General features: G+C 68.0%; 23 protein-coding genes. 14 read left to right on the top strand and 9 right to left on the bottom strand.

Annotation, left to right across the window (positions count from 1 at the left end; translation table 11 throughout):
* Nucleotides 1–4 precede the first annotated feature (4 nt).
* Both ACFOLC_RS04335 and ACFOLC_RS04330 read right to left on the bottom strand, forming a co-directional pair.
* Nucleotides 5–514 (bottom strand): DUF2938 domain-containing protein, encoded by a 510-nt coding sequence (locus ACFOLC_RS04335; protein WP_386757853.1) that lies wholly within the window; start codon nt 512–514, stop codon nt 5–7.
* 16 nt (nt 515–530) lie between these two features.
* A complete protein-coding gene (locus tag ACFOLC_RS04330) occupies nt 531–2741 on the bottom strand; it encodes a TonB-dependent receptor domain-containing protein (RefSeq protein ID WP_386757851.1) in 2211 nt (736 codons plus the stop codon).
* Between the two features lie 82 nt (nt 2742–2823).
* Between ACFOLC_RS04330 and ACFOLC_RS04325 the strand changes: the two genes are divergently transcribed.
* Both ACFOLC_RS04325 and ACFOLC_RS04320 read left to right on the top strand, forming a co-directional pair.
* Nucleotides 2824–3234 carry a MerC domain-containing protein gene (locus ACFOLC_RS04325; RefSeq protein ID WP_386757849.1) on the top strand — a complete coding sequence of 137 codons (411 nt, stop codon included), beginning with the start codon at nt 2824–2826 and terminating at the stop codon, nt 3232–3234.
* A gap of 438 nt (nt 3235–3672) precedes the next feature.
* A complete protein-coding gene (locus ACFOLC_RS04320; protein WP_386757847.1) occupies nt 3673–3858 on the top strand; it encodes a 30S ribosomal protein THX in 186 nt (61 codons plus the stop codon).
* Between the two features lie 129 nt (nt 3859–3987).
* On the opposite strand, the gene ACFOLC_RS04315 is transcribed toward ACFOLC_RS04320, so the two are convergent.
* A complete protein-coding gene (locus tag ACFOLC_RS04315) occupies nt 3988–5199 on the bottom strand; it encodes a dipeptidase (RefSeq protein WP_386757845.1) in 1212 nt (403 codons plus the stop codon).
* Between the two features lie 42 nt (nt 5200–5241).
* Complete coding sequence (gene hutI, locus ACFOLC_RS04310) at nt 5242–6495, bottom strand: imidazolonepropionase (protein ID WP_386757843.1); 1254 nt, start codon at nt 6493–6495, stop codon at nt 5242–5244.
* 63 nt (nt 6496–6558) lie between these two features.
* Here hutI and ACFOLC_RS04305 point away from each other — a divergent pair, with 63 nt between their 5' ends.
* A complete protein-coding gene (locus tag ACFOLC_RS04305) occupies nt 6559–7902 on the top strand; it encodes a formimidoylglutamate deiminase (protein ID WP_386757841.1) in 1344 nt (447 codons plus the stop codon).
* A gap of 193 nt (nt 7903–8095) precedes the next feature.
* On the opposite strand, the gene ACFOLC_RS04300 is transcribed toward ACFOLC_RS04305, so the two are convergent.
* Both ACFOLC_RS04300 and ACFOLC_RS04295 read right to left on the bottom strand, forming a co-directional pair.
* Nucleotides 8096–8599 carry a methylated-DNA--[protein]-cysteine S-methyltransferase gene (locus tag ACFOLC_RS04300; RefSeq protein ID WP_386757839.1) on the bottom strand — a complete coding sequence of 168 codons (504 nt, stop codon included), beginning with the start codon at nt 8597–8599 and terminating at the stop codon, nt 8096–8098.
* Nucleotides 8596–10185: a DNA-3-methyladenine glycosylase 2 family protein gene (locus tag ACFOLC_RS04295; protein WP_386757837.1), complete on the bottom strand. Its 1590-nt coding sequence runs from the start codon at nt 10183–10185 to the stop codon at nt 8596–8598. The genes ACFOLC_RS04300 and ACFOLC_RS04295 overlap by 4 nt, the downstream gene beginning before the upstream one ends.
* A 111-nt stretch (nt 10186–10296) precedes the next feature.
* Here ACFOLC_RS04295 and ACFOLC_RS04290 point away from each other — a divergent pair, with 111 nt between their 5' ends.
* Nucleotides 10297–10710 (top strand): protease inhibitor I42 family protein, encoded by a 414-nt coding sequence (locus tag ACFOLC_RS04290; protein ID WP_386757836.1) that lies wholly within the window; start codon nt 10297–10299, stop codon nt 10708–10710.
* A gap of 7 nt (nt 10711–10717) precedes the next feature.
* On the opposite strand, the gene ACFOLC_RS04285 is transcribed toward ACFOLC_RS04290, so the two are convergent.
* The gene (locus ACFOLC_RS04285; protein ID WP_386757834.1) at nt 10718–11980 is read right to left on the bottom strand and encodes an alkaline phosphatase family protein; all 1263 of its coding nucleotides are present in this window, start codon (nt 11978–11980) and stop codon (nt 10718–10720) included.
* A gap of 303 nt (nt 11981–12283) precedes the next feature.
* Between ACFOLC_RS04285 and ACFOLC_RS04280 the strand changes: the two genes are divergently transcribed.
* Together ACFOLC_RS04280 and ACFOLC_RS04275 are read left to right on the top strand one after the other, a co-directional pair.
* A complete protein-coding gene (locus ACFOLC_RS04280) occupies nt 12284–12625 on the top strand; it encodes a hypothetical protein (protein WP_386757832.1) in 342 nt (113 codons plus the stop codon).
* Between the two features lie 72 nt (nt 12626–12697).
* A complete protein-coding gene (locus ACFOLC_RS04275; RefSeq protein WP_386757830.1) occupies nt 12698–13141 on the top strand; it encodes a hypothetical protein in 444 nt (147 codons plus the stop codon).
* A 150-nt stretch (nt 13142–13291) separates the two neighbouring features.
* Here ACFOLC_RS04275 and ACFOLC_RS04270 read toward each other — a convergent pair whose 3' ends face one another.
* Nucleotides 13292–13912 carry a TetR/AcrR family transcriptional regulator gene (locus tag ACFOLC_RS04270; protein ID WP_386757828.1) on the bottom strand — a complete coding sequence of 207 codons (621 nt, stop codon included), beginning with the start codon at nt 13910–13912 and terminating at the stop codon, nt 13292–13294.
* A 131-nt stretch (nt 13913–14043) separates the two neighbouring features.
* Here ACFOLC_RS04270 and hutU point away from each other — a divergent pair, with 131 nt between their 5' ends.
* Nucleotides 14044–15708 (top strand): urocanate hydratase, encoded by a 1665-nt coding sequence (hutU, locus tag ACFOLC_RS04265; protein ID WP_386757826.1) that lies wholly within the window; start codon nt 14044–14046, stop codon nt 15706–15708.
* An 85-nt stretch (nt 15709–15793) separates the two neighbouring features.
* On the opposite strand, the gene ACFOLC_RS04260 is transcribed toward hutU, so the two are convergent.
* Nucleotides 15794–16159: a DUF1428 domain-containing protein gene (locus tag ACFOLC_RS04260; RefSeq protein WP_386757824.1), complete on the bottom strand. Its 366-nt coding sequence runs from the start codon at nt 16157–16159 to the stop codon at nt 15794–15796.
* Nucleotides 16160–16512: 353 nt separating this feature from the next.
* Here ACFOLC_RS04260 and ACFOLC_RS04255 point away from each other — a divergent pair, with 353 nt between their 5' ends.
* From ACFOLC_RS04255 to ACFOLC_RS04225, 7 genes are all read left to right on the top strand, one after another.
* Nucleotides 16513–17010: a hypothetical protein gene (locus ACFOLC_RS04255; RefSeq protein ID WP_386757822.1), complete on the top strand. Its 498-nt coding sequence runs from the start codon at nt 16513–16515 to the stop codon at nt 17008–17010.
* Between the two features lie 374 nt (nt 17011–17384).
* Nucleotides 17385–19055, top strand: a complete 1671-nt coding sequence (locus ACFOLC_RS04250) for a PQQ-dependent sugar dehydrogenase (RefSeq protein WP_386757820.1) — start codon at nt 17385–17387, stop codon at nt 19053–19055.
* Between the two features lie 22 nt (nt 19056–19077).
* The gene (locus ACFOLC_RS04245) at nt 19078–19437 is read left to right on the top strand and encodes a hypothetical protein (protein ID WP_386757818.1); all 360 of its coding nucleotides are present in this window, start codon (nt 19078–19080) and stop codon (nt 19435–19437) included.
* A gap of 117 nt (nt 19438–19554) precedes the next feature.
* Complete coding sequence (locus tag ACFOLC_RS16195) at nt 19555–19728, top strand: AAA family ATPase (protein ID WP_449284288.1); 174 nt, start codon at nt 19555–19557, stop codon at nt 19726–19728.
* 151 nt (nt 19729–19879) lie between these two features.
* A complete protein-coding gene (locus ACFOLC_RS04235) occupies nt 19880–21061 on the top strand; it encodes a COG3904 family protein (protein WP_386757816.1) in 1182 nt (393 codons plus the stop codon).
* A 67-nt stretch (nt 21062–21128) separates the two neighbouring features.
* Nucleotides 21129–22274, top strand: coding sequence for a hypothetical protein (locus tag ACFOLC_RS04230; protein ID WP_386757814.1), 1146 nt, complete (start codon nt 21129–21131; stop codon nt 22272–22274).
* Nucleotides 22275–22485: 211 nt separating this feature from the next.
* Complete coding sequence (locus ACFOLC_RS04225; RefSeq protein WP_386757812.1) at nt 22486–24858, top strand: Tex family protein; 2373 nt, start codon at nt 22486–22488, stop codon at nt 24856–24858.
* Nucleotides 24859–24875: the final 17 nt, after the last annotated feature.

The raw sequence follows: 24875 nt of genomic DNA, 5'->3' as shown, positions 1-24875 counted from the left end.
TGGGCTATGGAAGCGATGCCGCCACGATCCACGAGGACACGTACATCCCGACGCCGAACACCGCGTGCGCCAGCAGACTGCGCAGGCGGGCGCGGGCGCGGGCGCGGGTGGGGTCAGGGGTCTTTGATGCCGCGATGCCTGCGCCCATGCCGGGTTGCATCACGAAGAAAGGAAGGATGACCGTGCCCAGGCCCACGGCAAGCGCGGGCGCCAGCGTCGGCCGCTGCGCCCAGTCGCTCCCGGCCAAGGCCAGCAGCAGCGCAGCGAAGGCGATGCCACTGGCGTAATGCAGGCCCCAGCCGAGCAGGCATTCGCCTTTCACTGGCGTGGCGTGGCCGATGCTTTCGTGCACGAAGCGGCCGCGCGGGGAATGCCCCATCCAGCGTCCCGCCAGGCACCAGTCGAGCGAGGAAATGCCGAAGCGGCGCAACGACCATGCCCACGCGTCGAGCAGGGCCGTTGCGCCGATGCCGATCGCAAGCGCGCAGGAGAACCATCGCCAGGGGTTGTCCATGCGCGCTCCGCGTCGGTCAGAAGAACATGCGCACGCCGAAGGCGACGCCGCGGCCCGGCAGCGGCGCCACGTCCTTGAGGAAGGAGGTGTGCGGGCGGGCTTCCTCGTCGAGCAGGTTGCTGCCGTCGAGGAACAGCTCCCAGCCGTTGCCGGCGGCGGTGTCCTGGTGCCAGGCGACGTGGGCGTCGACCAGGGTGTAGCCTGGCGTGGGCGTCTCGAACTCTGCGACGGCGTCCTGACTGGCATAGCGCACCGCGCCGAGCGACGCGCGCCACTGGCCCTGCTCCCAGCGCACTTCACCGCCGAGGCGCTTGGGCGCGATGCGCGGCAGATGGCCGCTGCGCGGCAGATCGACGGTGTAATCGTGGTTGTGGTCGCCGTGCGGCACCGAGACGTCGACCTCGCGGCTGCCGCTGCCACTCAATTCGCCGCGCACGATGTCGCCGAACACGCGCAGGTCCCAGGTGCCGCTGGCGTTGTCGGCGAAGGTCCAGTTGACCTCGGCCTCGGCACCGTTGAAGCGCGCGTCGTCCTGGGTCCACAGCCGCACCGGACCGTCGTGCTCCTCGATGCCGGTGTGGGCCAGGTAGATGAAATCGTCATAACGCACGTGGTACAGCGACGCGCTGGCCTTGAACGGGCCACCGTGCCAGTGCAGGCCGATCTCGGCGCGGTTGGCGGTTTCGACGTCGAGGTCGGGCGTGCCGATCTCGACGCTGGAGGTGGCGACGTGCAGGCCGTTGGAGTACAGCTCCTCGGCGGTGGGCGAACGCTGCGCGCGGTCGAGCCCGAACGACAGGTGGAAGGCGTCGGTGATGTCCCACTTCAACGCTGCCGACAGGCTGGCGGTGTCGAAGTCGCGATCCGGACGGGCCATGCCGGTAACGTCGGCGAGGGCGTCGTCGACGTCGATCTTGTTGCGGTCGATGCGCGCGCCAAGCTCGGCCTTGATCGGCCCGTGCACGCCGTCGTACAGCCGACGCTCGCCCAGCCAGAACAAGCCGGCGTCGCGCGACTTCGACGGCGGCACGAAGGCCTCGGCGCCGATCGCCTCGAAATCGCGCTGCGCCCACTGCAGGCCGAACGCGCCGTCCCAGCCCAGCAGCGGCTGGTGCACCAGTTCGATGCGGGCCTCGGTGCTGGTGTTGTCGAACACCGTGCCCACTTCCTCGCCTTCGTATTCGGTGTGGGTGTATTCGGTGCGCGCGACCTTGGCGCGCAATGATTTGAACGCGCCAAACTCGTTGAGGCCGCCGCGCAGCTCATAGCGGCGCTGGTCCAGGGCGATGCTGACACCGCCTTCTTCCTCATGCCCTTCCTCGGTGCCGGGTTCGTCACCGTGGTCGTGGTCGCCGCCGTGCTCGTGCGCGTGGCCGGGTACGCCATAGCGGGTGTCGAACAGGCTGGCGCCGATGCCGAGGAAACCGCGCTCGCCGATCCAGCTCAGGCCCAACGCGCCGCTGTCGGTGCGCACGAAGCTGTTGGGCAGCGTGCCTTTTTCGACCGGGTCCGGGGTTTCACCTTCGGCCGCCAGTTGCGTGGCGCTTTCGGCGAAGCCGGGGATGTCGTAGTCGCCGGTCTCGCGGTGCAGGCCGTCGATGTGGAACACGAAATTGCCTGAGGCAGAGGTGCCGTCGAGGCGGACCATGCCCGACTTCTCGTCGTTGACGGTGTTGCCGCGCAGCTCGGCGCGGCCCTGCAGCGGCTGCTCGGTGACGGCCTCGGGAATGCGGCCGTCGACCACATTGACCGCGCCGCCGATCGCGCCACTGCCGTAGAGCAGGGTCGCCGGGCCCTTGAGCACCTCGATCTGGTCGGCCAGGAACGGTTCGATCGAGACGGCGTGGTCGACGCTGACCGTCGACACATCGCCCGAACCCAGGCCGTCGCTGAGCACCTGCACGCGCGCGCCGTCGAAACCGCGCACGATCGGCCGGCCGACGCCAGGACCGAAGTACGACGACTGCACGCCGGGCAGCTTGTTGACGGTCTCGCCCAGCGAGTTGGCCTTGGCCTCGTCGAGCTTCGCGCCAGCCAGCACCTCGACCGGGCGGGCCAGGTCTTCGGCGGTGCCGGCCAGTGGCGTGGCCTTTACCTCGACGCCGGCCAGGTCGGTCGGCTCGTGGCCATGGCGCGTCTGCTGGTCATCGGCATGGGCGACCGGCAGCGCGAGCGCAAGGGCGAGCGGGAGGCGACGAAGCGGGGCGTGGAGGGTGGCATTCGGCATGGGGTCGGTTAAAGTGGGTGGCGGGATCGTTGAAATGTTATATTATAACGAAACGGATTCCGACCCCTCCCAGAAGTCACCCATGCCGCCACTCCGCCCCCGCAGCCTGCTCGACCGCCTCGGTGCCTTCGGTTCGTTGCTGTGCGCGGTCCATTGCGCGCTGCTGCCGCTGTTGATCGCGACCCTGCCGTCGCTGGGCGTGGCCGCCTGGCTGGGCTCGGGGCTGGAAGAGGCCTTTGTGTTGTTCGCGACCGGGCTGGGCCTGTTCAGCACGATCTGGGGCTACCGCCGCCATCGCGCCGTGCGCGCGCTGTCGCTGCTGGTGCCGGGGCTGGTCGTGTTGTGGCTGGGCGTGCTGTATCAGCCGCTGCACCACAGCCTGGTGCCGCACGCGATCGCGATGACCTTCGGCGGCACCCTGGTCGGTCTGGCCCATCTGGCCAACCTGCGCCTCAATCACGGCCATACCCACGACGCCAACTGCGTGCATTGATCCCATGCTGCGCATTGGGATCAATCCCAAAACTTGCCGCGCAAGTTTTGGGCCCCGCTATGTGTTTCCGATCCCCGCGGCTTCGCCGCGCCCCCTTACCAAGGGGGCTTTCCACCAGACAGTCCCGGGGGATGGCATCTAGGTTTGGAGCGGCGGATGCGGATCGGATCAATCCCGACAAGCCCGAGTTTTGTTTCACGTAGGAGCGGCTTCAGCCGCGAGTTTTTCGCGTGTCTACGGGGCACCACCCAAAGCTCGCGGCTGAAGCCGCTCCTGCAACGATGTAGGCAGACCCAAGCTGGCGGGCCGCAGGGCAGGCCTGCCCGCGTGCTAGACTTCGCGGTCTCGCGCGCGGCGCGACCGCGTATTCGTACGCAGACCTCGTAAATTCCCGCACACCCGCAGTGCGGACTTTTGACAGCTTTCAGGAGCACGAACATGGGCAAGGGCGACCGCAAGACCGCCAAGGGCAAGCGCTACAACTCCAGCTACGGCAACGCCCGCAAGGCCGTGACCAAGGCTGCCGGCACCGCCGCCGCGCCGGTCGCGAAGAAGGCGACCAAGACCGTGGCCAAGGCCCCGGCCAAGAAGGTCGCGGTCAAGAAGACTGCCGCCAAGGAATAAGCGCCAGGACACCGGCGTGAAAAAAAGCCCCGCTCAAGCGGGGCTTTTTTGTGCCTGCCGGACGCGGGTAACCGCGGAGCCTCAGGTTTGCAGCGTGGATCGCCCCCGAACTGGCTGGAGCCGCAACCCTCAGTGCTGGGCCGCGGCCTCGACCGCGGTCCACACCCGCAGCAGGTTGCCACCGAGGATCTTGCGGATGTCCCCGTCCTTGTGGCCGCGCGCCTGCAGGCCGGCGACCAGGTTGGGGTAGTCCGCGACCGAACGCAGTTCCACCGGCAGGTTGCCGCTGACCCCGTCGAAGTCCGAACCGATGCCGACGTGGTCGACGCCGACCAGCTTCACCGCATGGTCGATCTGGTCGAGCACGGCGTCGATGTGCGTTACCGGCACCGGGTGCGCGGCTTTCCACGCTTTGTCGAATTCGTCCGCGGACCGCACCGGTTTGCCGGCGGCGACGGCGGCAGCGTTGGCGCGCTCGAATTCCGCCTCGGCCTGGAAGTAAGCCTGCAGGTCGGCGGCCGCCTTCGGGTTGACGAAGCCGGTGCCGAACACCAGCTGCACGACACCGCCTTTGGCGGCGATCGCTTTCGCCAGTTCATCGCTCAGGTTGCGCTCGAAGCCCGGGGTGAAATGGCGCATGCCGGAATGGCTGGCGATCACCGGCACGTCGGTGATGCGCAGCACGTCGCGAATCGCGTCGTCGGACAGGTGCGAGACGTCGACCATGATGCCCAGGCGGTTCATCTCGGCCACCACCTTCTCGCCGTACGGGCTCAGCCCGCCCCATTGCTTCTGCAGGGCGTAGGACGAGTCGCTGATGCGGTTGTTGGCGCTGTGGGCCAGGGTGATGTAGCGCACGCCGCGGCCGTGGAACGCCGCCAGCTGCGACAGGTCATCGCCAATCGGCGCGCCGTTTTCCATGCCCAGCGCGAGCAGCACGCGGCCGCCGGCGCGCAGCCGCTCGACATCGGCGGGCGAGCGCAGCAGCGCGAACTTGTCCGGATGGCGTCCGGCCAGGGCCTCGACCGCGTCGATCTGGGTGTGCGCGGTCTGCCTGGCGGTGCCGGTGGTGTCCTGCTCGGGCGAGGTGTAGATCGACATGAACGCCACATCGAGGCCGCCCTGGCGCGCGCGCGGGTAATCGAACTCCTTGCCGGGGGTGGCCAGGCCGAGATCGTCCCAGTGCGACAGCAGTTCGCCGGGCGCATCGATATGGGTATCGACGATGACTGCGTCCTGCGCCAGCCGCTGTGCGGTGGCCGTGTCGGCGGCCACTGACGCGCCCGCGACGATCGACAGCGACAAACCCAATGACAAACCGAACATGGTGGTCACGCGCATGTTTTCTCCCCTTTGGATGCAACAGTTGGACGGCGACCGCGCTCAGTCGAGGCGACGGCCACCGCAATAGACAGCTTGCGCCAGTTGCCCGCCGAGCCAGTAACACAGCTCGGACGGATGACCGATGCGCCACAACGCGAAATCGGCGCGCGCGCCAACGCGCAGCACGCCGCGGTCATCCAGGCCCAGCGCCCGCGCAGCGTGCACGGTAGCGCCGCGCAACGCCTCCTGCGGCGTCAGTCGGAAATGCGTCGATGACAGCTGCATTGCCTGGCGCAGCGACTGCAGCGGCGAGGTGCCGGGGTTGCAGTCGGTGGCGAGCGCCATCGCCACGCCGTGCTCGCGGAACGCGTCCAGCGGCGGCAGCCTGGTCTCGCGCAACACATGGAACGCGCCGGGCAGCAGTACCGCGACCGTGCCGTGCGCGGCCATCGCACGCACGCTGTCGAGCGAGGTGTGCTCGACGTGGTCGGCAGAGAGGCCATCGAAGCTCGCCGCCAGCGCCGCGCCGCCGAGGTCGCTGAGTTGGTCGGCGTGCAGCTTGACCGGCAGGCCGAGTGCGCGCGCGGCCTCGAACACGCGTCGCGTCTGCGCCGGCGAGAAGCCGATGCCCTCGCAGAAGGCATCGACCGCATCAACCAGGCCTTCGCTGTGCAGGCGCGGCAGCCATTCGATCACTTCGGCTATGTACTCGTCGCCACGCCCGGAAAACTCGGGCGGCAGCGCATGCGCGGCCAGGCAGGTGGTGCGCACCGTGACGCCGAGTTGCTCGCCGATGCGACGCGCGACGCGCAGCATCTTGCGCTCGTTGGCATAGTCCAGGCCGTAACCGGATTTGATCTCGAGCGTGGTCGCGCCGTCGGCGAGCAGGGCGCGCGCGCGCGGCAGTGACTGGCGCAGCAGCTCGTCCTCGTCGGCCTCGCGGGTGGCGCGCACGGTCGACAGGATGCCGCCGCCGGCGCGGGCGATCTCCTCGTAGCTCGCGCCCTGCAGGCGCAGCTCGAACTCGCGCGCACGGTCGCCGGCGAACACCAGGTGCGTATGACAATCGACCAGGCCCGGCGTGATCCAGCCTTCGACCTCGATCACGCTGCGTGCCAGGCGCTCTGGCGCACCGGGCAGCGCATTGCGTGGGCCGACGTAGGCGATCACGCCATCGCGCCAACCCAGCGCGCCATCAGTGATTTCGCCGTAGCCCTGTGCCCCGGCCAGGGTCGCCAGCGAGGCGCCGACGATGAGGCCATCGAGGGGCCCGTCGATCAGGCTGTGTGAAGGAGTCGTTGATGTCGTGCTCATCGCGCCATTGTAGGCGCGGCCGCCGGCGTCGCCAGCCGGGCGCCGACAGGCCACAATGGCGCCATGCAGACCATTCCCAACGCAAGGCTGTGGCACCCGCAGGGCTGGCAGGACGGCGTCAAGCTCGACGTTGATGCGCACGGTCGCATCATCCGTGGCACCAACGGCGGGACCACGCCGCAGCGCGTCGTGCCCGGTATCGCCAACCTGCATTCGCACGCGTTCCAGCGCGCGATGGCAGGCATGGCCGAGCGCCAGACGAATCCCGAAGATTCGTTCTGGACCTGGCGCGAGACCATGTACCGCTTCGCCGAGCGCTTCAACCCGGAGATGCTGCATGCGGTCGCCGCGCAGCTGTACACCGAGATGCTCGAAGCCGGCTACACCACGGTCTGCGAATTCCATTACCTGCACCATGCCCCGGACGGCAAGCCTTACGCCGACCCGGCGGCGATGTCGCGCGCGCTGATCGAGGCCGCGTACGACACCGGCATCCGCCTGACCCTGTTGCCGGTGTTGTACATGACCGGCGGCTTCGACGGCCGCGCACTGGGCGAGCGCCAGCGCCGCTTCGGCCACGACATCGACGCCTACCTGCGCCTGCTCGACACGCTGCGCGCGGAAGAACACGCGATGTTGCGCGTCGGCTGCGCCCTGCACAGCCTGCGCGCGGTGCCGCCCGATGCGATGGGCGCTGTGCTGGAGGCGCTGCCCGCCGACAGTCCGGTGCATATCCATATCGCCGAGCAGGTGAGCGAAGTCGAGGACTGCCTGGCAACGCGCAACGCGCGTCCGGTCGAATGGCTGCTGGCCAATGCGCAGGTCGATTCGCGCTGGACCCTGGTCCATGCGACCCATCTCAACGAAGCCGAAGTGCAGGGCATCGCGCGCAGCGGCGCCACCGTTGCGATCTGCCCGACCACCGAGGCCAACCTCGGCGATGGCCTGTTCCCGTTGCGCGACTACCTCGATGCCGGCGGGCGTTGGGGGATCGGCTCGGATTCGCACATCTCGGTGTCGCCGGTCGAGGAACTGCGCTGGCTCGAATACGGCCAGCGCTTGGTCACGCGCCGTCGCAACATCGCGGTGCAGGCCGATTCGCCCAGCGTCGGCGAGACCCTGATGCGCGGTGTCGCGGCCAGCGCGGCCGCGGCGACCGGACATGACATCGGTGGCTTGAACGACAGTGAATTCGCTGACGCGGTCGTGTTCGATATCACCGCGCCGCAGTTCGCCGGCGTGCGCGACGAGGATGCGCTCGACCGCTGGATCTTCAGCGGCAACCGCAACCTGGTGCGCGAGACCTGGGTTGGTGGGCGTTGCGTGGTCGAGCAGGGGCGCCACTTCCACAGCGATGCGATCGCCGATCATTGCCGTGCGGCTATCGAGCGATTGCTTGCCGATTGAGCGGAGCGTTTCCGCAGGTCGTGGGCGAAGGCGTGCCGGTTCTGAGCCACGCACTCATTGACGAGACAGGTCGGCCGTTGTGTTCGCCCGATCTCGCAGGCTCACCGGACGCAATCTCTTCACCGCATCCACTCCGCGCGAAACCGCTGCTCCGGCATGAGGGCCCGGTGCATCGGGCGACCGGCAAAACACTTCACGCCGCGAACAGGTCGTCCTCGTTCGGCAGTGCACCTTCCAGTTGCAGCAGGTAACGCTTGGTCGGCAGGCCGCCGCCAAAGCCGGTGAGGCTGCCGTCACTGCCGATCACGCGGTGGCAGGGCAGCACGATCGGCAGCGGGTTGCGGCCGTTGGCGGCACCGACGGCGCGCGTGGCCGACGGCTTGCCCACGCGTGTGGCCAGTTGCGCGTAGCTGATCGTCTCGCCGTAGGGGATCGTCGCCAACGTGTGCCAGACGCTGCGCTGGAATTCGGTGCCGCGCGGGGCCAGCGGCAGGTCGAAATCGCGGCGATGCCCGGCGAAGTAGTCGTCCAGCTGCGCTTGCGTCGCACGCAGCAGGGCGTGGTCGCCTTCGCGCCAATCCGTGCCACGCGGCATCGGGTGGCGCGGGACGTGGAACTCGATCAGGTGCAGGCCGTCGTCGTTGACGGCCAGCAGCAATGGGCCGACCGGGCTGTCGATGGAGGTGTAGACGATCATGGCGCAGGGCTCGAAGGCGGTTCCGGATGCGAATCCGTGCGCGCCGCGACGGCCGTGCGTTGCTTGGCACGGATGGGTTTGGCGGGTTGGCTTCCCGGTTGCGGCATCGAGTCGCGCCACAGGTGGATCACCGCGTAACCACGCCACGGTCGCCAGGCTTCGGCGCGTGTGTTGAGGGCTTTCGCGCTCAGGCGCGAGCCGTCGCCGGGGACGGCGCGTTGCAGCACCAGATCCTCGGCCGGGAACGCATCGGGATGGCCGAGCGCTCGCAGGGCGATGTACTGCGCGGTCCACGGACCGATGCCGGGCAGCGTAACCCAGCGTGAAGTGAAATCTTCCAGCGTGCGCTCGGCGCGGAAATCGACGCGGCCGTCGAGCAGCGCACGCGCCATCGTCCGCACCGTGTCGGCGCGTGCGCGGGTCAGGCCGATGACGGTGAGGTCGACGTCGGCCAATGCCTCTGGAGTCGGGAACAGGTGCTCCAGTCCCGGTGCAAACGGCTGCGGCAAGGGCTGGCCGTAACGTTGTGCCAGCCGCGCGGCCAAGGTGCGCGCGGCGGCGACGCTGACCTGCTGGCCGATCACCGCGCGCACCGCGATCTCGAAGCCGTCCCAGCCGCTCGGCAGACGCAGCCCGGGACGTTTCGCCAGCAACGGTGCCAGGCACGCATCCATCGACAAGGCTTCCGCGATCACCTGCGGGTCGGCATCGAGATCGAACATGCGACGCAGGCGTTGCACGATCTCCAGCAAGCGCGTCGGCGCCGGTCCGTGCAATTCCAGCTTGAGCGCGTGCTCGCCCTGCGGCCAGGCGCTGATCCGCAACCAGCCGGGTTGTTCAATGGGCCCGATCACGCGCGTGTAGCTGTGCTCATCGACCACTTCCACCCCGGGCAGGGCGCGGCCGCGCAGGAAGGCGAGCATCGCGGCGAAGTCGTACGGCGGCCGGTAGCCCAGGCGCAAGGTCAGCGTTTCGCCAGGGGCACCGGCGGTGTCCAGGCGTTGATGCCGACGCAGATCACGCGGCGCCATGCGGTAGGCCTCGCGGAACACGACATTGAATCGGCGCAGGCTGCCAAAGCCGGCGGCGAGCGCGACCTGCGTGATCGGCAGCGCGGTTTCGGTGAGCAACTGCTTGGCGAACAGCAACCGGCGCGTGCCGTGCACGCCGATCGGAGCCGCGCCGACACGGTCGACGAACAGCCGCCGCAATTGCCGCTCACCGACGCCGACACGTTCGGCCAGCGCCGCCAGCGGCTGCTCGGCCAGCGCGCCCTCGTCGATCAGTTTCAGTGCACGTGCCACCGCCGCATCACCGCGCCGCCAGCTGCCGTCGTCCGGCGACAGCTCGGGGCGGCAACGCAGGCACGGCCGGTAACCGGCGGCTTCGGCCGCGGCGGCGTGACGGAAGTAGACGACCTTCTTCGCCATCGGCGCCGGGCACACCGGTCGGCAATAGATGCGGGTGCTGAGCACGGCGGTGAAGAACAAACCGTCGAAGCGCGGATCGCGGCTCTTGCGGGCCTGCTCGCACACCGGCCAGTCGGGCAGAACCTCGGAATGCGGAAGCGGGGCGGCAGAGATCATGGACGCAGGCTAGCACCGTGCCGGGGCACCGACTCGCCGGATTCGGACATCGACATGGAGCCGGCGGAGCACGGCCTATACTCGCCGCGACCCACCCTGCGAGGACCGCCCATGCGCCATGCCCTGTTGTTCGCTTCCGCCCTGACGGTCCTCGTCACGGGTTGCGCCGCCGGCACCGCACCGGCAGCCTCGACTGAGCGCGAACTCACCGCGGCCGACAGCCGCGTGCCGGTGCAGGTGACGGTCGGTCAGGTCTTTGTCGTGCGGTTGCCGAGCAATGCCAGCACCGGCTACAGCTGGGCCTGGGATCAGGCCGCGGCCGCTGGCGTGATCGTGCAGGACGGCGAGCCGGCCATGGCCGGCGTCAACCCCGATCCGCAGACGGTCGGCAGCGGCGGCACCCAGACCTGGCGCTTCCGTGCCGCGGCCGCAGGCCAGGGCGAGTTGCGCCTGGACTATCGCCGTCCCTGGGAAACGGGCGCCGCGCCGGCACAGACCGTGCGCTGGCAGATCCAGGTGCGTTGAGGCGTGATCAGCGGCGGCCGTCGCGCAACGCCGGCAGCAGTGGGGTGATGTCGCCGTCGTTATCGGCGGGGCGGATGCCGATCAACCGCGCCAGCAGCGGGTAGACGTCGACGTTGTCGAACGCCGGCAATCGCGTACCGGGCCGGAACGCCGGGCCGCGTGCGAGGAACAACGCCCGCATCGACGGCAAGGCCGGATCGAAACCGTGTGAGCCGCTGGCGGTGTTCGGCCGTTTGGCGATGTCATCGCGCGGCCGCGCGTCCCAGCCCTCGTGCATCTGGCACACGATCGGCGGCACGCGCGGGTTGCGGCCGTAATGCCAACGGGCCGGCAGCTCGCCCTTGCGCCAGCAGTCGTACTGCGCATGTGCGCCGAGCAGCTTGCTTTCGACAAACGCCTCGCGTCCCGGCTTCGGCGCAATGCCGACCGACTGGCCGATCGAGACCACCACCGCATCGTCTGGTGCGACCATGTCTTCCACGGCCAGCACCTGCCCGGGCGGCACCGTGGCCATGCCGTGGTCGGACACGACGATCAGGTTGACGCGGTCGAGCAGGTCGCGTGAGGCGAGTGCGGCCAGCAGGCGGCCCATCGCGGCATCGATGACCCGCAGCGCCTCGCGCGCCTGCGGCGAGTCCGGGCCGTACCGGTGGCCGACCGAATCGAGTTTCTCGAAGTACAGCGTCGCCAGGCGCGGGCGCGTGGCTGGCGACTCGGACAGCCAGCCGACGACATCGTCGACGCGCAGGTCCGGCGTCACCGCGTAGTCGAACGGCCGCCAGCGCGTCGGCCGCACGCCCTGGATCTCGGCCTCGCTGCCCGGCCAGAACATGGTCGCGCTGGGCAGGCCGGCGTTCTCGACCCCGACCCAGATCGGTTCGCCGCCCCACCAGCGGGTATTGCCGACCGCCTCGCGATCGGACAGCCGGAACGTGCCGAGGGCGGCGTCGCTCATGCTGTTGTGGACGATGCCGTGGCGGTCCGGACGCAGGCCGGTGACGATGCTGTAGTGGTTCGGGAATGTCAGCGACGGGTAGGAGGGATTCATCCACGCCGCGCGCACGCCTTCGCGCGCGATGCGCGCCAGGTTCGGGGTCAGGCCGAGGTCGAGGTAGTCGGCTCGGAAGCCGTCGATCGAGACCAGCAGCACCGGGTCGGCGGGTGCTGCTGCAACCGGAATGGTCGCCGCCGGGCGCGCGGCCGGGGTGGAGCAGGCGGTCAGGAGGAGGGAAAGCAGGGCGGCTGCAGCCGCGAAGCGGATCGAAGGCATCGGCCAATGATAGCGGGGCAGTATTGCGGCATGACTTTAGTCGCCAGTGCGGCTGCCCGGCTTTGCCGAGAGTAGCCGTGACCTGTCCGGTAGCACGCGTCATGCATCGCCTGGTCATCGTCGTGGTGCCGACGAGTGCGCGGTGTGGCGCGCGAACGGGGCTTCGCGCAGTCGGTGGGCGCCACGACCTGTCCACGAGGCTGACGTGCGCCTAAACACGGCGACAATCGGCACCACCCGTTCAGCCCAACCGGCGTATCGTCGAAATGCGGCAATGCCGCCGTGCAGTTCCCAGGTGACGCCATGAATCGCCAGACCCTAGCCTCCGTGTTGATCGCCGGCCTGTTCGGTGCCAGCGCCTTCGCGGCCTCGGCGCAGAGCGTCGTCGCCGTCCAAGCCGAGGCGCAGGCACCGACCACGGCGACCGCCGATGCGAATGCACCGGCCGACGCCCAGAAGACCAAGCCGGCCTTCGACAACAACTGCCTGCGCTACACCGGCACGCGCATCCAGCAGCGCGACAAGAACGGCAAGCCCGTGTGCAACCCCGGCCCGGGTCGCGCCTACAGCAAGCAGGATCTCGACCGTACCGGCGAGATCGACGTCGCCGATGCGCTGCGCAAGCTTGACCCGGCGGTGTACTGACCGCTTCCGCCCGGCAGCGCCTTCGCGCGCTGCCAGCGGTGCTGGGGCCATTGCCCGGATAAGGCCATCCGCGTGAACGCCATGCGGCTCAACACGAGGTGGGTGCCGTTGTCACTGGCACTGCTGGCGGCGTCGGCGTCCGCCCAGCAACGTCCGCTTCCGGTTCCGACCAACACCGTGCGTCCGGCCGTGGTCACGCCGTTGCCGCAACCGCAACTGGGCAGCCAGCAGAACAATCCCCAACACGACCCGGCGGCGAAGCTCAGCCGCGATATCCAGGCGGCCAGCCGCCGCGTGCAGGCCGACAGCATCGGCAGCGAGATCCAGCGGCGCGATGTGCAGATCGAGAGTGACCGATTGCGCACCGATCGCCTGCGTGCGGCCAGTCGCGATCCGGTCGAATCGCAGCGCCTGCGCAATGACTACGAGCAGCGTCGTGCTGACAATGAGCGCCGCCGTGTGGAGTTGGAGCACCAGCGCCAGCAGGTGGCCCCGCCGCCCGACGGCAATCGCTGAGCACTGCTCCAACTGCTTAGTCCAGGTAGCCCGGGAGCTTCGGCTGTGCCGCGATGTCCGCCGGCTCGTGCTGGATGACCCGTCGCCTGTCCGTGTTCTCCAGCAAGCGGTTGATGCGATGCCTGGCGACCAGATCGAACCGGTCGGTAATCAGGATGCTTTCAGCCCTTGCAGCAGCCGTTGCAGCGATGCATCGTAGAGCTGCCGGAACTGCGTGTCGTCGTAGCTGAAACGTCCTGCCCGATACAGCGCGATCAACCCGTGCGTATGTGCCCACAGCGTCATGGCCACGTCCCAGGCGTCGTCCTGGCGCAATTGACCCGCCTGCATCGCATCGGCCACCGCGTCAGCGGCCACGGTCAACGTCGGCGACAGGCCTGCGTGGAAGTCCTGCGGATAGCGCCGCGCATCCGCCCGCCGCATCGAGAACGCATGGTCGAACAGATGCGGATGGGCCAGCGCGTAGTCCAGATAGATCCGCTGCAGTGCGATCACCCGTGACAGGGCATCCCCTCCCTGATTGCGCGCCAGCCAATGGCGCGAGATCGTGTCGAAGCTGTCGTCGCTGATGCGCTTGAGCAGGGCTTCGCGATTACCGAAATGCCGATAGATCGCCATCGGCGTGATGCCGACGGCATCGGCGACGCGGCGCATGGTCACGGCCTGTACGCCGTCGCGCTCGAACAGGGTGCGGGCGGCGCGCAGGATGCGATCGGCGGTCGGCAGCGGGCTTGGCATGTGTACAGCGTATACAAAACCGCCGCCCACCACGAAATATCGTGGCCGACAGCAACCGCAGGGTGGCTGCGACGACGCCCACGTATCGGCCTGGCGCGATAATTCCCGTCATGTCAGTGGTCCCACCGCCGTGGGCCTGTCCCAGTTCAGCCGGAGTCCCGTCGATGTCCACCCGCAAAGATCCCGCCCGCGTCATCCGTGCCCCGCGCGGTCCCGACAAGACCTGCAAGTCGTGGCTGACCGAGGCTGCCTACCGGATGATCCAGAACAACCTCGACGCCGAAGTAGCAGAGAACCCGACCGAACTGGTGGTCTACGGCGGCATCGGTCGCGCCGCACGCGATTGGGAAAGCTTCGATGCCATCCTCAAGTCGCTGCGCGAGTTGGAGGACGACGAGACCCTACTGATCCAGTCCGGCAAGCCGGTCGGCATCTTCCCCACCCACGCCGACGCGCCGCGCGTGCTGCTCGCCAACTCCAACCTGGTGCCGCACTGGGCGACGTGGGAGCACTTCAACGAGCTCGATAAGAAGGGCCTGATGATGTACGGCCAGATGACGGCCGGCAGCTGGATCTACATCGGCAGCCAGGGCATCGTCCAAGGCACCTACGAGACCTTCGTCGAGATGGGCCGCCAGCACTACGGTGGCGATCTCAAGGGCAAGTGGATCCTGACCGCCGGGCTGGGCGGCATGGGCGGCGCGCAGCCGCTGGCCGCGACGCTGGCCGGCGCGTGCAGCCTCAACATCGAGTGCCAGCAGAAGAGCATCGACATGCGCCTGCGCACCCGTTACGTCGACGAACAGGCCACCGACCTCGACGACGCGCTCGCCCGCATCGACAAGTACACCGAAGCCGGCGAAGCCAAGTCGATCGCGCTGCTCGGTAACGCCGCCGAGATCCTGCCCGAACTCGTGCGCCGCGGCATGCGCCCGGACGCTGTCACCGACCAGACCAGCGCGCACGACCCGGTGCACGGTTACCTGCCGATCGGCTGGACCGTCGAGCAGTGGCTGACCGAGCAGAAACACCACCCCGAAGTCGTGCGCGACGCGGCCAAGAAGTCGATGCGCGTGCACGTCGAGGCGATGCTCGCGTTCGAGGACATGGGCATCCCGGTGTTCGACTACGGCAACAACATCCGCCAGATGGCGTTCGACGAAGGCTGCAAGAACGCATTCGACTTCCCCGGTTTCGTCCCAGCCTACGTGCGCCCGCTGTTCTGCCGCGGCGTCGGCCCGTTCCGCTGGGTCGCGCTGTCGGGTGACCCCGAGGACATCGCCAAGACCGACGCCAAGGTCAAGGAGCTGATTCCCGACGACCAGCACCTGCACCGGTGGCTCGACATGGCGGCCGAACGCATCAGCTTCCAGGGCCTGCCCGCGCGCATCTGCTGGGTCGGCCTGGGGCTGCGCGACAAGCTCGGCCTGGCGTTCAACGAGATGGTGCGCAACGGCGAGTTGAAGGCGCCGGTCGTGATCGGCCGCGACCATCTCGACAGCGGTTCGGTCGCATCACCCAACCGCGAGACCGAGGCGATGAAGGACGGCAGCGATGCCGTGTCCGACTGGCCGCTGCTCAACGCCATGCTCAACGTTGCCGGCGGCGCGACCTGGGTGTCGCTGCACCACGGCGGCGGCGTCGGCATGGGCTACTCGCAGCACAGCGGCGTGGTGATCGTGTGCGATGGTTCGGCCGAGGCCGACAAGCGCATCGCACGCGTGTTGTGGAACGACCCTGCTACCGGCGTCATGCGGCATGCCGATGCCGGTTACGACATTGCCAAACAGTGTGCGAAAGAACAAGGGCTCAAGTTGCCGATGCTCTGATTCCTGCAGAGGTGCGCGTTACGAATGGCCCGGATTTCCGGGCCATTCGTTTATTTGCGCTTACCAGTCGCTTCTGGGTTGCCGGTCAGTGCTTCGACCCGAGTTCGACGATCGGGGAGAAGCCGCCGAAGATCAGGCGCTTTCCGTCGAACGGCATCGGGTTTGCTTCGGGCGTCAGCCGTGGGTCCTTCATGGCTTTCTCCATGCCGACATCGCGTGTCGATTTGTCCGGCCATTCGATCCACGAAAACACCACGGTTTCATCGTCCTTGGCCTGCACGGCGCGACGGAAGTCGGTCTGCTTACCCTCCGGCACATCGTCGCCCCAGCACTCGAGCACACGGGTGGCGCCATACTCCATGAAGACGGAATCGCCCCCCTTGGCGTGGGTAATGAACTTCTGCTTGTTGGTGGTGGGTACCGCCATCACGAAACCATCGACATAGGACATGTCTGTCTCCTTGCAACTGAGGGGGTGGAGATATACACGCTGCGCCAGGCAGGGTTAAACAACGGTGTTCGTCGCGTTTGCAGATGGTGGTCGTCGGTGCAAGCGGCTTGCGCGCGGCCTCGCGCCTGTTCACGTTTGAACTGACTATGCTCGAGTGCGCGTTTGCGATCCATTACGGCAGACCATGACGATGCGTTATCGCTTAATGGGGGCGGTTGGGTGCGCCGTCTACAGGCGCTGGCTTCAGTCGCGTCATGATCCGACACGAAAATGACGCAAAGTTGGCCACTCCAACGTAGACAGGTTGGCGAAGCGCTCCCCGCCACGATCGAGCAGTGACCATGATTGCAAAGATGACCATCGGCCTGTCCTTGGCGCTGTACTCGGCGCCTTTCGCGGTGTTGGCACAGCCGCCCTATGTCGATATCGAGCAACGCCTGAGCGCCGAGCAATTGCGTACCGTCGGCTTGTCGCCCGAGCAACTGCAAATGCTCAATCGCATGTTGCGCGAGGCGGTGGAACAGGACGCGAGTATCCAGCCCCGGCTGGTGGACACCCGACCAGACCCGGAATCGGCACCGCCGCGCGAAGGCGAACGCAGCCCGGCGTCGTACATCGGCCTGGACGATCAGCCGATCAAGAGTCGGCTGAAGATCACGGTGAACGGCTGGGAGCCCGGCACCGTCTTCGCGCTGGATAACGGCCAGCAGTGGAAGGTGCTCAAGGGCCACATGAAACTGCGCAAGCCGCTGGAAGCCCCCGAGATACTGGTTGTCCCGGGCGTGGCCGGGCGCTGGTTCCTGCAGGTCGACGAGGACCTGCCCAAGGCGCGGGTGTACCGGATCGACTGACGGTCGGAGTCCATAGCAAGCACTTTTTTCGCTTTTCGTTGTTTTTCTTGAGCTGTGTGATAGCCAACTCCATTCCAGACCCGGAGGGCGGTGTGCATGGATGCACGCCGTTTCCGACCGAGACAGGATGGCGAGTCGGAAAATACCCTTGACCGCTCCGATCGTGGGGCTGATTTGTCGAGAGAAACCCTTTCTTTGGTTACTTCCTTTGGGCAGCAAAGAAAGTGACCCGGCCGCTTCAGCGGGCGGAGGCTTCCGCTTATGAAGCTCTTTGGCACAGCCTTCACACCCGCAACGCGCAGCACCTGCCAGCCTGCCGCATCGGCCTGCCAATGCACGGCCCAAGCCCATCCATCGAGCGCAGGAGCGGTGCCATGCTGCCCGGACGAATCACGTTGCAGGTGCTGGCAATGGTGATGGTTGCGGCCGTGTTGGCCGCCTGCGGCGGTGGGCGCGGCCGGGTGGCCGTGGTGGTGGCACCGGGCAATCGTCCACCGGCGTTCACGTCGCCTGCGTTCGTGTCGGTGCCGGAGGACACGGCCGGGGCCTTCCACGCGGTCACGGCCAGCGATCCGGACGGCAATGCGCTCACGTTCTCGCTCTCGGGCGGCGTCGACCAGGCGCGGTTCCGCATCACCCCTGCGGGCATGCTGTCGTTCGAGACGCCGCCGGACTTCGAGGCGCCCGCAGATGCCAATCGCGACAACGTCTATCTGGTCGCTATTGCTGTCAGCGACGGTCTCGCCACGGCGACGCAGCAGCTGTCGGTGACGGTCACCGATGTCGCCGGCGCCGGCTTCCGCGTGCGGCGTGTCGTGTCCGGTTTGAACATGCCCGTCTTCCTCGCGCCGGTGCCAGACGGTTCCGGCCGCGCGTTCGTGCTGGAGCTGTCCGGCCGTGTGCTGATCCTGACCCCGTCGAGCGGTGCGGTGGCGACGACGCCGTTCCTGGACCTCACCGGCCAGTTGTCCACCGACGGCGAACGCGGTCTGCTGGGCTTTGCCACCGCGCCGGACTTCAGCGCCAGCGGCACGTTCTATGTGTTCGTGACCGACCCCGTCGGAACCATCGAGGTACGGCGCTACCGCACGCTGGCGAGCGACCGTGACCGTGCCGATCCGGCCAGCGGCGATGCGATCCTGCGCGTGCCGCACCCGCGCAGCAACCACAACGGCGGCTGGATCGGCTTCGGCCCGGACAATCTGCTGTACATCGCGATCGGCGACGGCGGCGGTGCTGGCGATCCCGACAACAACGGCCAGAACCCGAACACGCTGCTCGGCAAGATCCTGCGCATCGATCCGTCGACCGACGCGTTCCCTGCCGACCCGACGCGCGACTACGCCATTCCCACGGGCAACCCCTTCGCGGCCGCCGGTGGCGCGCCGGAAGTGTGGGCCTACGGCCTGCGCAATCCGTTCCGCAACAGCTTCGATCCGGCGACGGGCAACCTGTGGATCGGCGATGTCGGGCAGGGCGATGTCGAGGAGATCGACCTGATGCGTCCCGGCGATGGCGGCGCCAATTTTGGTTGGCCGATCCTGGAAGGCACGGCGCCGTTCCGCGGCGGTTCCACCGCTGGTTTGACGCCACCGGTGGCCGAATACCGGCACGGCACCGGCACCCGCGAAGGCGACTCGGTCACGGGTGGGCATGTGTACCGCGGGCCGGTCGAATCGCTGCGCGGGCTGTACATCTTCGCTGACTTCGTCCGGCCAAACGTCTGGTCGGTGCCGGTGGCGCGACTGGTACCGGGCACGACCCTGCCGAGCACGGAGTTCACCGTGCGCAATGCCGACTTCGCGCCGGACGCCGGTGCCTTCGTCAACCTCGTCAGCTTCGGCGTGGACGCTTCCGGGCATCTCTACCTGCTCGATCTCAACGGTGCGATCTTCGTCATCGAGGCCGCACCCAATGCCACGCCCACAGCGGCCTGGATGAATGGCCCGCAGCGCGTTTCGCGCGGGGCCTCGATGCGCAGCGACGAGGCACCACGGAACGGCGCGCGCTGGACCGGCGTGCGCAGGTACGAGGTGCGCCGTTGACCGTCGGACCGCAATGCATTTCATGGGCCGTGCGCCGGCCCGTCTCACCCTGCGCGACAGCCGCACCGACAATGACGACATGACCTATACCGCCGATCAACTGCAGCAGGAACTCGCCCGCTTCGGCGCCACCCTCGGGCAGGTCGCGCGCCGCGCCGGGCGCGGCCTCGATCACGATTTCGAACGCCGCCTCGACGCCCACCGCCGCACCCTGAGCGACATGCTTGGGCCCGACGGCACGCCGATCGTGATGGACACCATCACCGCGGCCAAGAGCGCACTGACCGCGGCCACGCCGTTCCATGAGCTGCGTGCGATGGAGCGCGCGCAGGACACATTGGGCCGTGTGGTACGGCAGCGTGTCACCCGGCTTGCCGGTTGATGCGGCAACAATGTGCCCATGACGGCTCCGCAGGTCGGCCGTGCGGATGCTGACCACGCTGGCCATCGCCAACTACCGCTTGCTGAGTGACCTGGTCGTGCCGATGGGTTCAATCTGGTGGTCGGCGCCAATGACAGCGGCAAGTCCAACCTGTACCGCGCGTTGCGCCTGCTCGCCGAGACCGTGCAGGGCGGACCTGTGTGGATCGCGCGCTGCACACGCCGCCGCTGTGGAACCACCGCGCGTGCAACGGACCGCTTGGCCGTGCGGCGATTGGGCCGAGGAAGATAACGCGATGCCCCGCAGCGCATCCGATCCGAGCCATGACGGTGTCGGAGGCTGCGCTTGTCTGAATCGGGCCAGCGCGGCGCGCTAGGCCGGGAGTCAGCCGGCGCGGCTTATGCTGCACAGCCCGGTTTTTGATCCGAGCGCGAACCGTCGCATGCCCAAGCCTTCCTGGTGGCTCGTTCTCCTGCTGTCGCTCGTGGCCTGTCAACGACAGGCCCCTGACGACGAGGTGCGGCGTTTCGAGACCGTAGAGGTGGACAGCCCGCAGGACGGTGGCGCCGTCAGCGTCGCGCCGGTCAAGGCGGCGCCGGCGGCGGCGACCAAACCCGCGCCAGCGAAAGCCAAGGCCAAGGACGCGATCGACTGGTCAGCGCAGGCGTTGTCGTCCGGCCAGGCCTCGATCAGCTGCGAGCTGGACTACGTGGCCAAGGGCGATGGCGAGCCGCCGCTGACCGGCCTGGACCGTGACAGCCTCAAACAGGCGCTGGCACCTTGCGCCGAGCGCGGCGTCGCGCGGCTGCGTTACCAGGGCAAGATCGCCGCGGATTTCACCGCACTGATCGAGCGCGTGACCCGACTGGCCGACGAGGCGGGCATCGTCAAGCGCGTGCTCGATGTCGATTCGGCCGGCGGCCAGGTCGAGGATGCGGTCAAGGCCGGTGACTTCATCGGCCAGTCGCGCTGGACGGTCTGGGTGCGCGAAGGGGCGATCTGCCACAGCGCCTGCGTGTTCATCCTCAGTGCCGGCGACAACCGCATGATCGCCGGCCGCGTCGGCATCCACCGCATCATCCGCATGAGTTCCACCGCGACCACGCGCGCCGAGCTCAACGCCGAGCTGCGGGTGGTCTACGAACTGGTCCGCGATTACCTGGAGCGCAACGGCGCCGCGGTCGCCGTGGCGGATCTGATGATGGCGGTGCCCAACCGCAGCCTGCGCCTGCTGACCGACGAGGAGCTCACCCTGTTCGGCCTCGATGGCATCAATCCGGCGCAGGACGATCTCGACCGGCTGCGCCTGATGCGCAAGTGCGGCGAGGACTTCGTGCGCCGCCGCGACTCATTCGCGCGCGCGTTCGACCGCCGCTGCAAGGCCCCGGACATCGGGCTGGACGTGCTCAACACCTGCGGCCTCGACCTGCGCCAGGACTTCGGCTTCCCGGACGCGGATTGTCCGGCGGAAAGCCCGTTGTCCGAATTCGATTCGTTCCTCGGCGCGGCGCTGGTGCCGGTGCGCTCGGCGGCCGCGACAACCAAGGAGCACACCGGCAAGCCTGCCACGGCAGGGGGCGTCACCGTCCCTGCACAAGCGGCGGCGACTGCTGCGGTGCGTTAACCGTGACGGTGCGTCGGCTTGGCGCGTGCTAGCCTCCGGCCGCATCAGCCTTGTGGAGTCACGGACGATGGATGACAGCTATTCGCTGCTGCGTGGTGGGCCGGCCTTCCGTCTCACGCGCGCCGTGGGCCTGCACCGGGAGGGCGTTCCGACGGCGTTGTTGCTTACCTTCGCCCTGCTGCTGATCGTGCTGGTGCCGATGGTGGTGGCTACCGCCGCCAAGGGCACGTTGACCGGCGGCGTGCAGATCCCGTTGTTCTCCGACCCCACCGTGATCGCCCGCTTCCTGATCGCCATGCCGCTGCTGGTGCTGGCCGCGCCGGCCGCGGACGAGCGCATCTGGCACACGGTGCAGCGTCTGCGCAACATGGTGGCACCGGAAGCGCAGGAACGTTTCGACGCGGTACTGCAGCGCCTGCGCGGTTGGCGCGACGCCAACCTGCCGGAAATCGGCCTGTTCGTGTTGGCCGTCGCCGGCTCGTTTCTCGCGCAGCCGCTGGGTCTGCACGATGCGGTCAGCGACTGGCGCACCGAAGGGCAGGGGCTGAGCCTGGCCGGGCAATGGCTGGTGTGGGTGGGCATGCCGGTGTTCCGTTTTCTCAACCTGCTGTGGTTGTGGCGGTTGGGGTTGTGGGTGTTCCTGCTGTGGCAGTACGCCAGGATGGAACTGTCACTGCATGCCGCGCACCCGGACGGCCGTGGCGGCCTGGCCTTCCTCGGCTATGCGCAACGCGCCTTCGCCGTGCTGGCGCTGGTCGGTGGCCTGCTGCTCGCGGGCAGTTGCGTCGAGCAGGTGCTGTACTACGGCGCGACTCTGGGCAGCCTGAAGTTCCTGATGGGCGGTTATGTCGTGCTGGTCATGGTGCTGCTGGTGGCGCCCTTGCTGTTGCTGTCACGCCAACTGCTGATGCTGAAGCAGGCCGGGTTGCTCACCTACGGCGCGCTGGGCACCGACTGCAGCGAGCGTTTCGAGGAAAAGTGGCTGGGTCGTACCCGCGGCGCCGGCGCGCCGATCCTGGAGGCCGGCGATTCGTCCGCGCTCACCGACCTGACCGGCGTCTACGGCACGGTCAACGGCATGAGCGTGGTGCCATTCGATCGCAACCTGTTGATCTCACTCACGGTTGCCGCCGCGTCGCCGCTGCTGGCGGTGGTGTTGGTCAGCACCTCGGTCGACGAGATCATCACCAAACTGCTGTCGATCCTGGTCTGAGGCCTGTCATCGGGAAGGTCTGAACAAGCCCATCGCGGACTTTTCAGACGTCGCAAGTCCGGTACATGCCCGGACTTGCCCACGCGGAACCTGCGAACACCATCGCAGGCCCTAGCGCAAACATCCGTGCTGTCAACGGGTTACGCGAGCGCGCCGGCATTGCCACAATCCGTGTGTCCACCGGCTGCGCCGGTTCATCCGATTGGAAGCAATGCAAGATCCGAACTCGAAGCTCGCCCTCAAGATCGCCCAGACCATCGCCGACGAGATCGGCGCGCAACCGGCCCAGGCCCGCGCCGCCATCGGCCTGCTCGACGAAGGGGCGACCGTCCCGTTCATCGCGCGCTACCGCAAGGAAGTCACCGGTGGTCTGGACGATACCCAGCTGCGCAATCTGGAGGTGCGCCTGACCTACCTGCGCGAGCTCGAGGAGCGTCGTGCCGCGGTGCTGGCCAGCATCAACGAGCAGGGCAAGATGACCGACGCATTGCGCGTCGACATCGAGGCCGCCGACAGCAAGGCGCGCCTGGAAGACCTCTACCTGCCGTACAAGCCCAAGCGCCGCACCAAGGCGCAGATCGCGCGCGAGGCCGGGCTGGAGCCGCTGGCCGACGGCCTGCTCGCCGACCCGATGCACGTGCCGGAAGAATTCGCCGCCGGTTTCATCGACGCCGACAAGGGCATCGCTGACACCAAGGCCGCGCTCGACGGTGCCCGCGCGATCCTGATGGAGCGCTGGGGCGAGGACGCGACTCTGGTTGGCGAGTTGCGCGGCTGGCTGGCGGAAGTCGGCGTGATCCGCGCCCGTGTCGCCGAAGGCAAGGAGGCAGCGGGCGAAAAATTCCGCGACTACTTCGACCACGCCGAGCCGCTGGCGAAGATTCCCTCGCACCGGCTGCTGGCGTTGTTCCGCGGTCGTCGCGAGGAGTTCCTGTTCCTCGACCTCGACCCGGGCAGCGATGCCGAGGCCGGCCACCTGCAGGGCGAAGGCCGAGTTGCCCACCACGCCGGCATCAAGGCGCAGGGCCGCCCCGCCGACAAGTGGCTGCTCGACAGCTGCCGCCTGACCTGGAAGGCCAAGCTGCACCTGCACCTGTTGCTCGACCTGTTCGGCCAGGCGCGCGAAAAGGCCGAGGCCGAGGCGATCGCGGTGTTCGGCGACAACCTCAAGGACCTGCTGCTGGCCGCGCCGGCCGGGCCGAAGGCGGTGCTGGGCCTGGACCCGGGCCTGCGCACCGGCGTCAAGGTGGCTGTCGTCGACCAGACCGGCAAGCTCGTCGCCACCGACACGATCTACCCGCACGTGCCGAAGAACCAGTGGGATCAGTCATTGCACACGCTGCGCGCGCTGTGCCTCAAGCATTCGGTCGACCTGATCGCGATCGGCAACGGCACCGCCTCGCGCGAGACCGACAAGCTTGCAGCCGATCTGATCAAGCTCGCGCCCGAACGCAAGATGCAGAAGATCGTGGTCAGCGAGGCCGGTGCGTCGGTGTACTCGGCCTCCGAGTTCGCCGCCAAGGAGTTCCCCAATCTCGACGTGTCAATCCGTGGCGCGGTATCGATCGCGCGGCGCCTGCAGGATCCGTTGGCTGAGCTGGTCAAGATCGAGCCCAAGGCCATTGGCGTGGGCCAGTACCAGCACGACGTCGACCAGTTCCGCCTGGCCCGCGCCCTCGACGCGCGCGTCGAGGACTGCGTCAACGCGGTTGGTGTCGACGTCAACACCGCCTCGGCGGCGTTGCTGACGCGGGTGTCGGGCCTGTCCTCGACGGTGGCCGAGAACATCGTCGTCTACCGCGATGCCAACGGTGCCTTCAAGAGCCGCAAGGAGCTGCTCAAGGTGCCGCGCCTGGGCGACAAGACTTTCGAGCAGTGCGCCGGCTTCCTGCGCATCGCCGACGGCGAGCAGCCGCTGGACGCGTCGTCGGTGCATCCGGAGGCGTATCCGGTGGTCGAGCGCATCCTCAAGCAGTGCGGCCGCGAAGTGAGCGCGCCCGAAGTGAAGCGGTTGATCGGCGATGCGCCGCTGCTGCGTGGACTCAAGCCGGAGCAGTTCACCGACGACACCTTCGGCGTGCCGACCGTGCGCGACATCCTCAAGGAACTGGAAAAGCCCGGTCGCGACCCGCGCCCGGAGTTCAAGGCCGCGCGCTTCGCCGACGGTGTCGAGGACATCAAGCACCTGCAGGTCGGCATGATCCTGGAAGGCGTGGTCAGCAACGTCGCCGCGTTCGGCGCCTTCGTCGATATCGGCGTGCACCAGGACGGCCTGATCCACATCTCGGCGTTGTCGGACAAGTACGTCAAGGACCCGCGCGAAGTGGTGAAGGCCGGCGACGTGGTCAAGGTGCGCGTGCTCGAGGTGGATGTCCCGCGCAAGCGCATCGCGTTGACGCGGCGCCTGGACGACAGCGTGCCGGCCGTGCGTGAGCCGCGTGGCAGTGGTCGTGGCGATGACCGCGGTGCGCCGGCGCGCGGTGCTCGCGATGTCGCGCGCGGTGGCGGCAAGCCGGCGCTGCCGGCACCACCGGCCAACAACGCATTGGCCGCGGCCTTTGCCCGCGCCAAGGGCAACAGCTAGGGCGGTCCCCAACATCG

This window comes from Lysobacter cavernae (assembly GCF_042648505.1).
In the GTDB taxonomy this organism is placed as follows: Bacteria; Pseudomonadota; Gammaproteobacteria; order Xanthomonadales; family Xanthomonadaceae; genus Lysobacter_L; species Lysobacter_L cavernae.
The sequence above is the reverse complement of the archived record's forward strand: the minus strand, read 5'-3'. Positions and strand labels throughout refer to the sequence as shown.

What these genes read in the sequence shown, in the direction of transcription:
- ACFOLC_RS04260 (WP_386757824.1), bottom strand. Translation starts at nt 16,159, where the DNA reads ATGTCCTATGTCGATGGTTTCGTGATGGCGGTACCCACCACCAACAAG.
- hutU (WP_386757826.1), top strand. Translation starts at nt 14,044, where the DNA reads ATGTCCACCCGCAAAGATCCCGCCCGCGTCATCCGTGCCCCGCGCGGT.
- ACFOLC_RS04245 (WP_386757818.1), top strand. Translation starts at nt 19,078, where the DNA reads ATGGGCCGTGCGCCGGCCCGTCTCACCCTGCGCGACAGCCGCACCGAC.
- ACFOLC_RS04285 (WP_386757834.1), bottom strand. Translation starts at nt 11,980, where the DNA reads ATGCCTTCGATCCGCTTCGCGGCTGCAGCCGCCCTGCTTTCCCTCCTC.
- ACFOLC_RS04230 (WP_386757814.1), top strand. Translation starts at nt 21,129, where the DNA reads ATGGATGACAGCTATTCGCTGCTGCGTGGTGGGCCGGCCTTCCGTCTC.
- ACFOLC_RS04330 (WP_386757851.1), bottom strand. Translation starts at nt 2,741, where the DNA reads ATGCCGAATGCCACCCTCCACGCCCCGCTTCGTCGCCTCCCGCTCGCC.
- ACFOLC_RS04335 (WP_386757853.1), bottom strand. Translation starts at nt 514, where the DNA reads ATGGACAACCCCTGGCGATGGTTCTCCTGCGCGCTTGCGATCGGCATC.
- ACFOLC_RS04290 (WP_386757836.1), top strand. Translation starts at nt 10,297, where the DNA reads ATGCGCCATGCCCTGTTGTTCGCTTCCGCCCTGACGGTCCTCGTCACG.
- ACFOLC_RS04235 (WP_386757816.1), top strand. Translation starts at nt 19,880, where the DNA reads ATGCCCAAGCCTTCCTGGTGGCTCGTTCTCCTGCTGTCGCTCGTGGCC.
- ACFOLC_RS04325 (WP_386757849.1), top strand. Translation starts at nt 2,824, where the DNA reads ATGCCGCCACTCCGCCCCCGCAGCCTGCTCGACCGCCTCGGTGCCTTC.
- ACFOLC_RS04225 (WP_386757812.1), top strand. Translation starts at nt 22,486, where the DNA reads ATGCAAGATCCGAACTCGAAGCTCGCCCTCAAGATCGCCCAGACCATC.
- ACFOLC_RS04295 (WP_386757837.1), bottom strand. Translation starts at nt 10,185, where the DNA reads ATGATCTCTGCCGCCCCGCTTCCGCATTCCGAGGTTCTGCCCGACTGG.
- ACFOLC_RS04280 (WP_386757832.1), top strand. Translation starts at nt 12,284, where the DNA reads ATGAATCGCCAGACCCTAGCCTCCGTGTTGATCGCCGGCCTGTTCGGT.
- ACFOLC_RS04250 (WP_386757820.1), top strand. Translation starts at nt 17,385, where the DNA reads ATGCTGCCCGGACGAATCACGTTGCAGGTGCTGGCAATGGTGATGGTT.
- hutI (WP_386757843.1), bottom strand. Translation starts at nt 6,495, where the DNA reads ATGAGCACGACATCAACGACTCCTTCACACAGCCTGATCGACGGGCCC.
- ACFOLC_RS04255 (WP_386757822.1), top strand. Translation starts at nt 16,513, where the DNA reads ATGACCATCGGCCTGTCCTTGGCGCTGTACTCGGCGCCTTTCGCGGTG.
- ACFOLC_RS04305 (WP_386757841.1), top strand. Translation starts at nt 6,559, where the DNA reads ATGCAGACCATTCCCAACGCAAGGCTGTGGCACCCGCAGGGCTGGCAG.
- ACFOLC_RS04300 (WP_386757839.1), bottom strand. Translation starts at nt 8,599, where the DNA reads ATGATCGTCTACACCTCCATCGACAGCCCGGTCGGCCCATTGCTGCTG.
- ACFOLC_RS04315 (WP_386757845.1), bottom strand. Translation starts at nt 5,199, where the DNA reads ATGCGCGTGACCACCATGTTCGGTTTGTCATTGGGTTTGTCGCTGTCG.
- ACFOLC_RS04320 (WP_386757847.1), top strand. Translation starts at nt 3,673, where the DNA reads ATGGGCAAGGGCGACCGCAAGACCGCCAAGGGCAAGCGCTACAACTCC.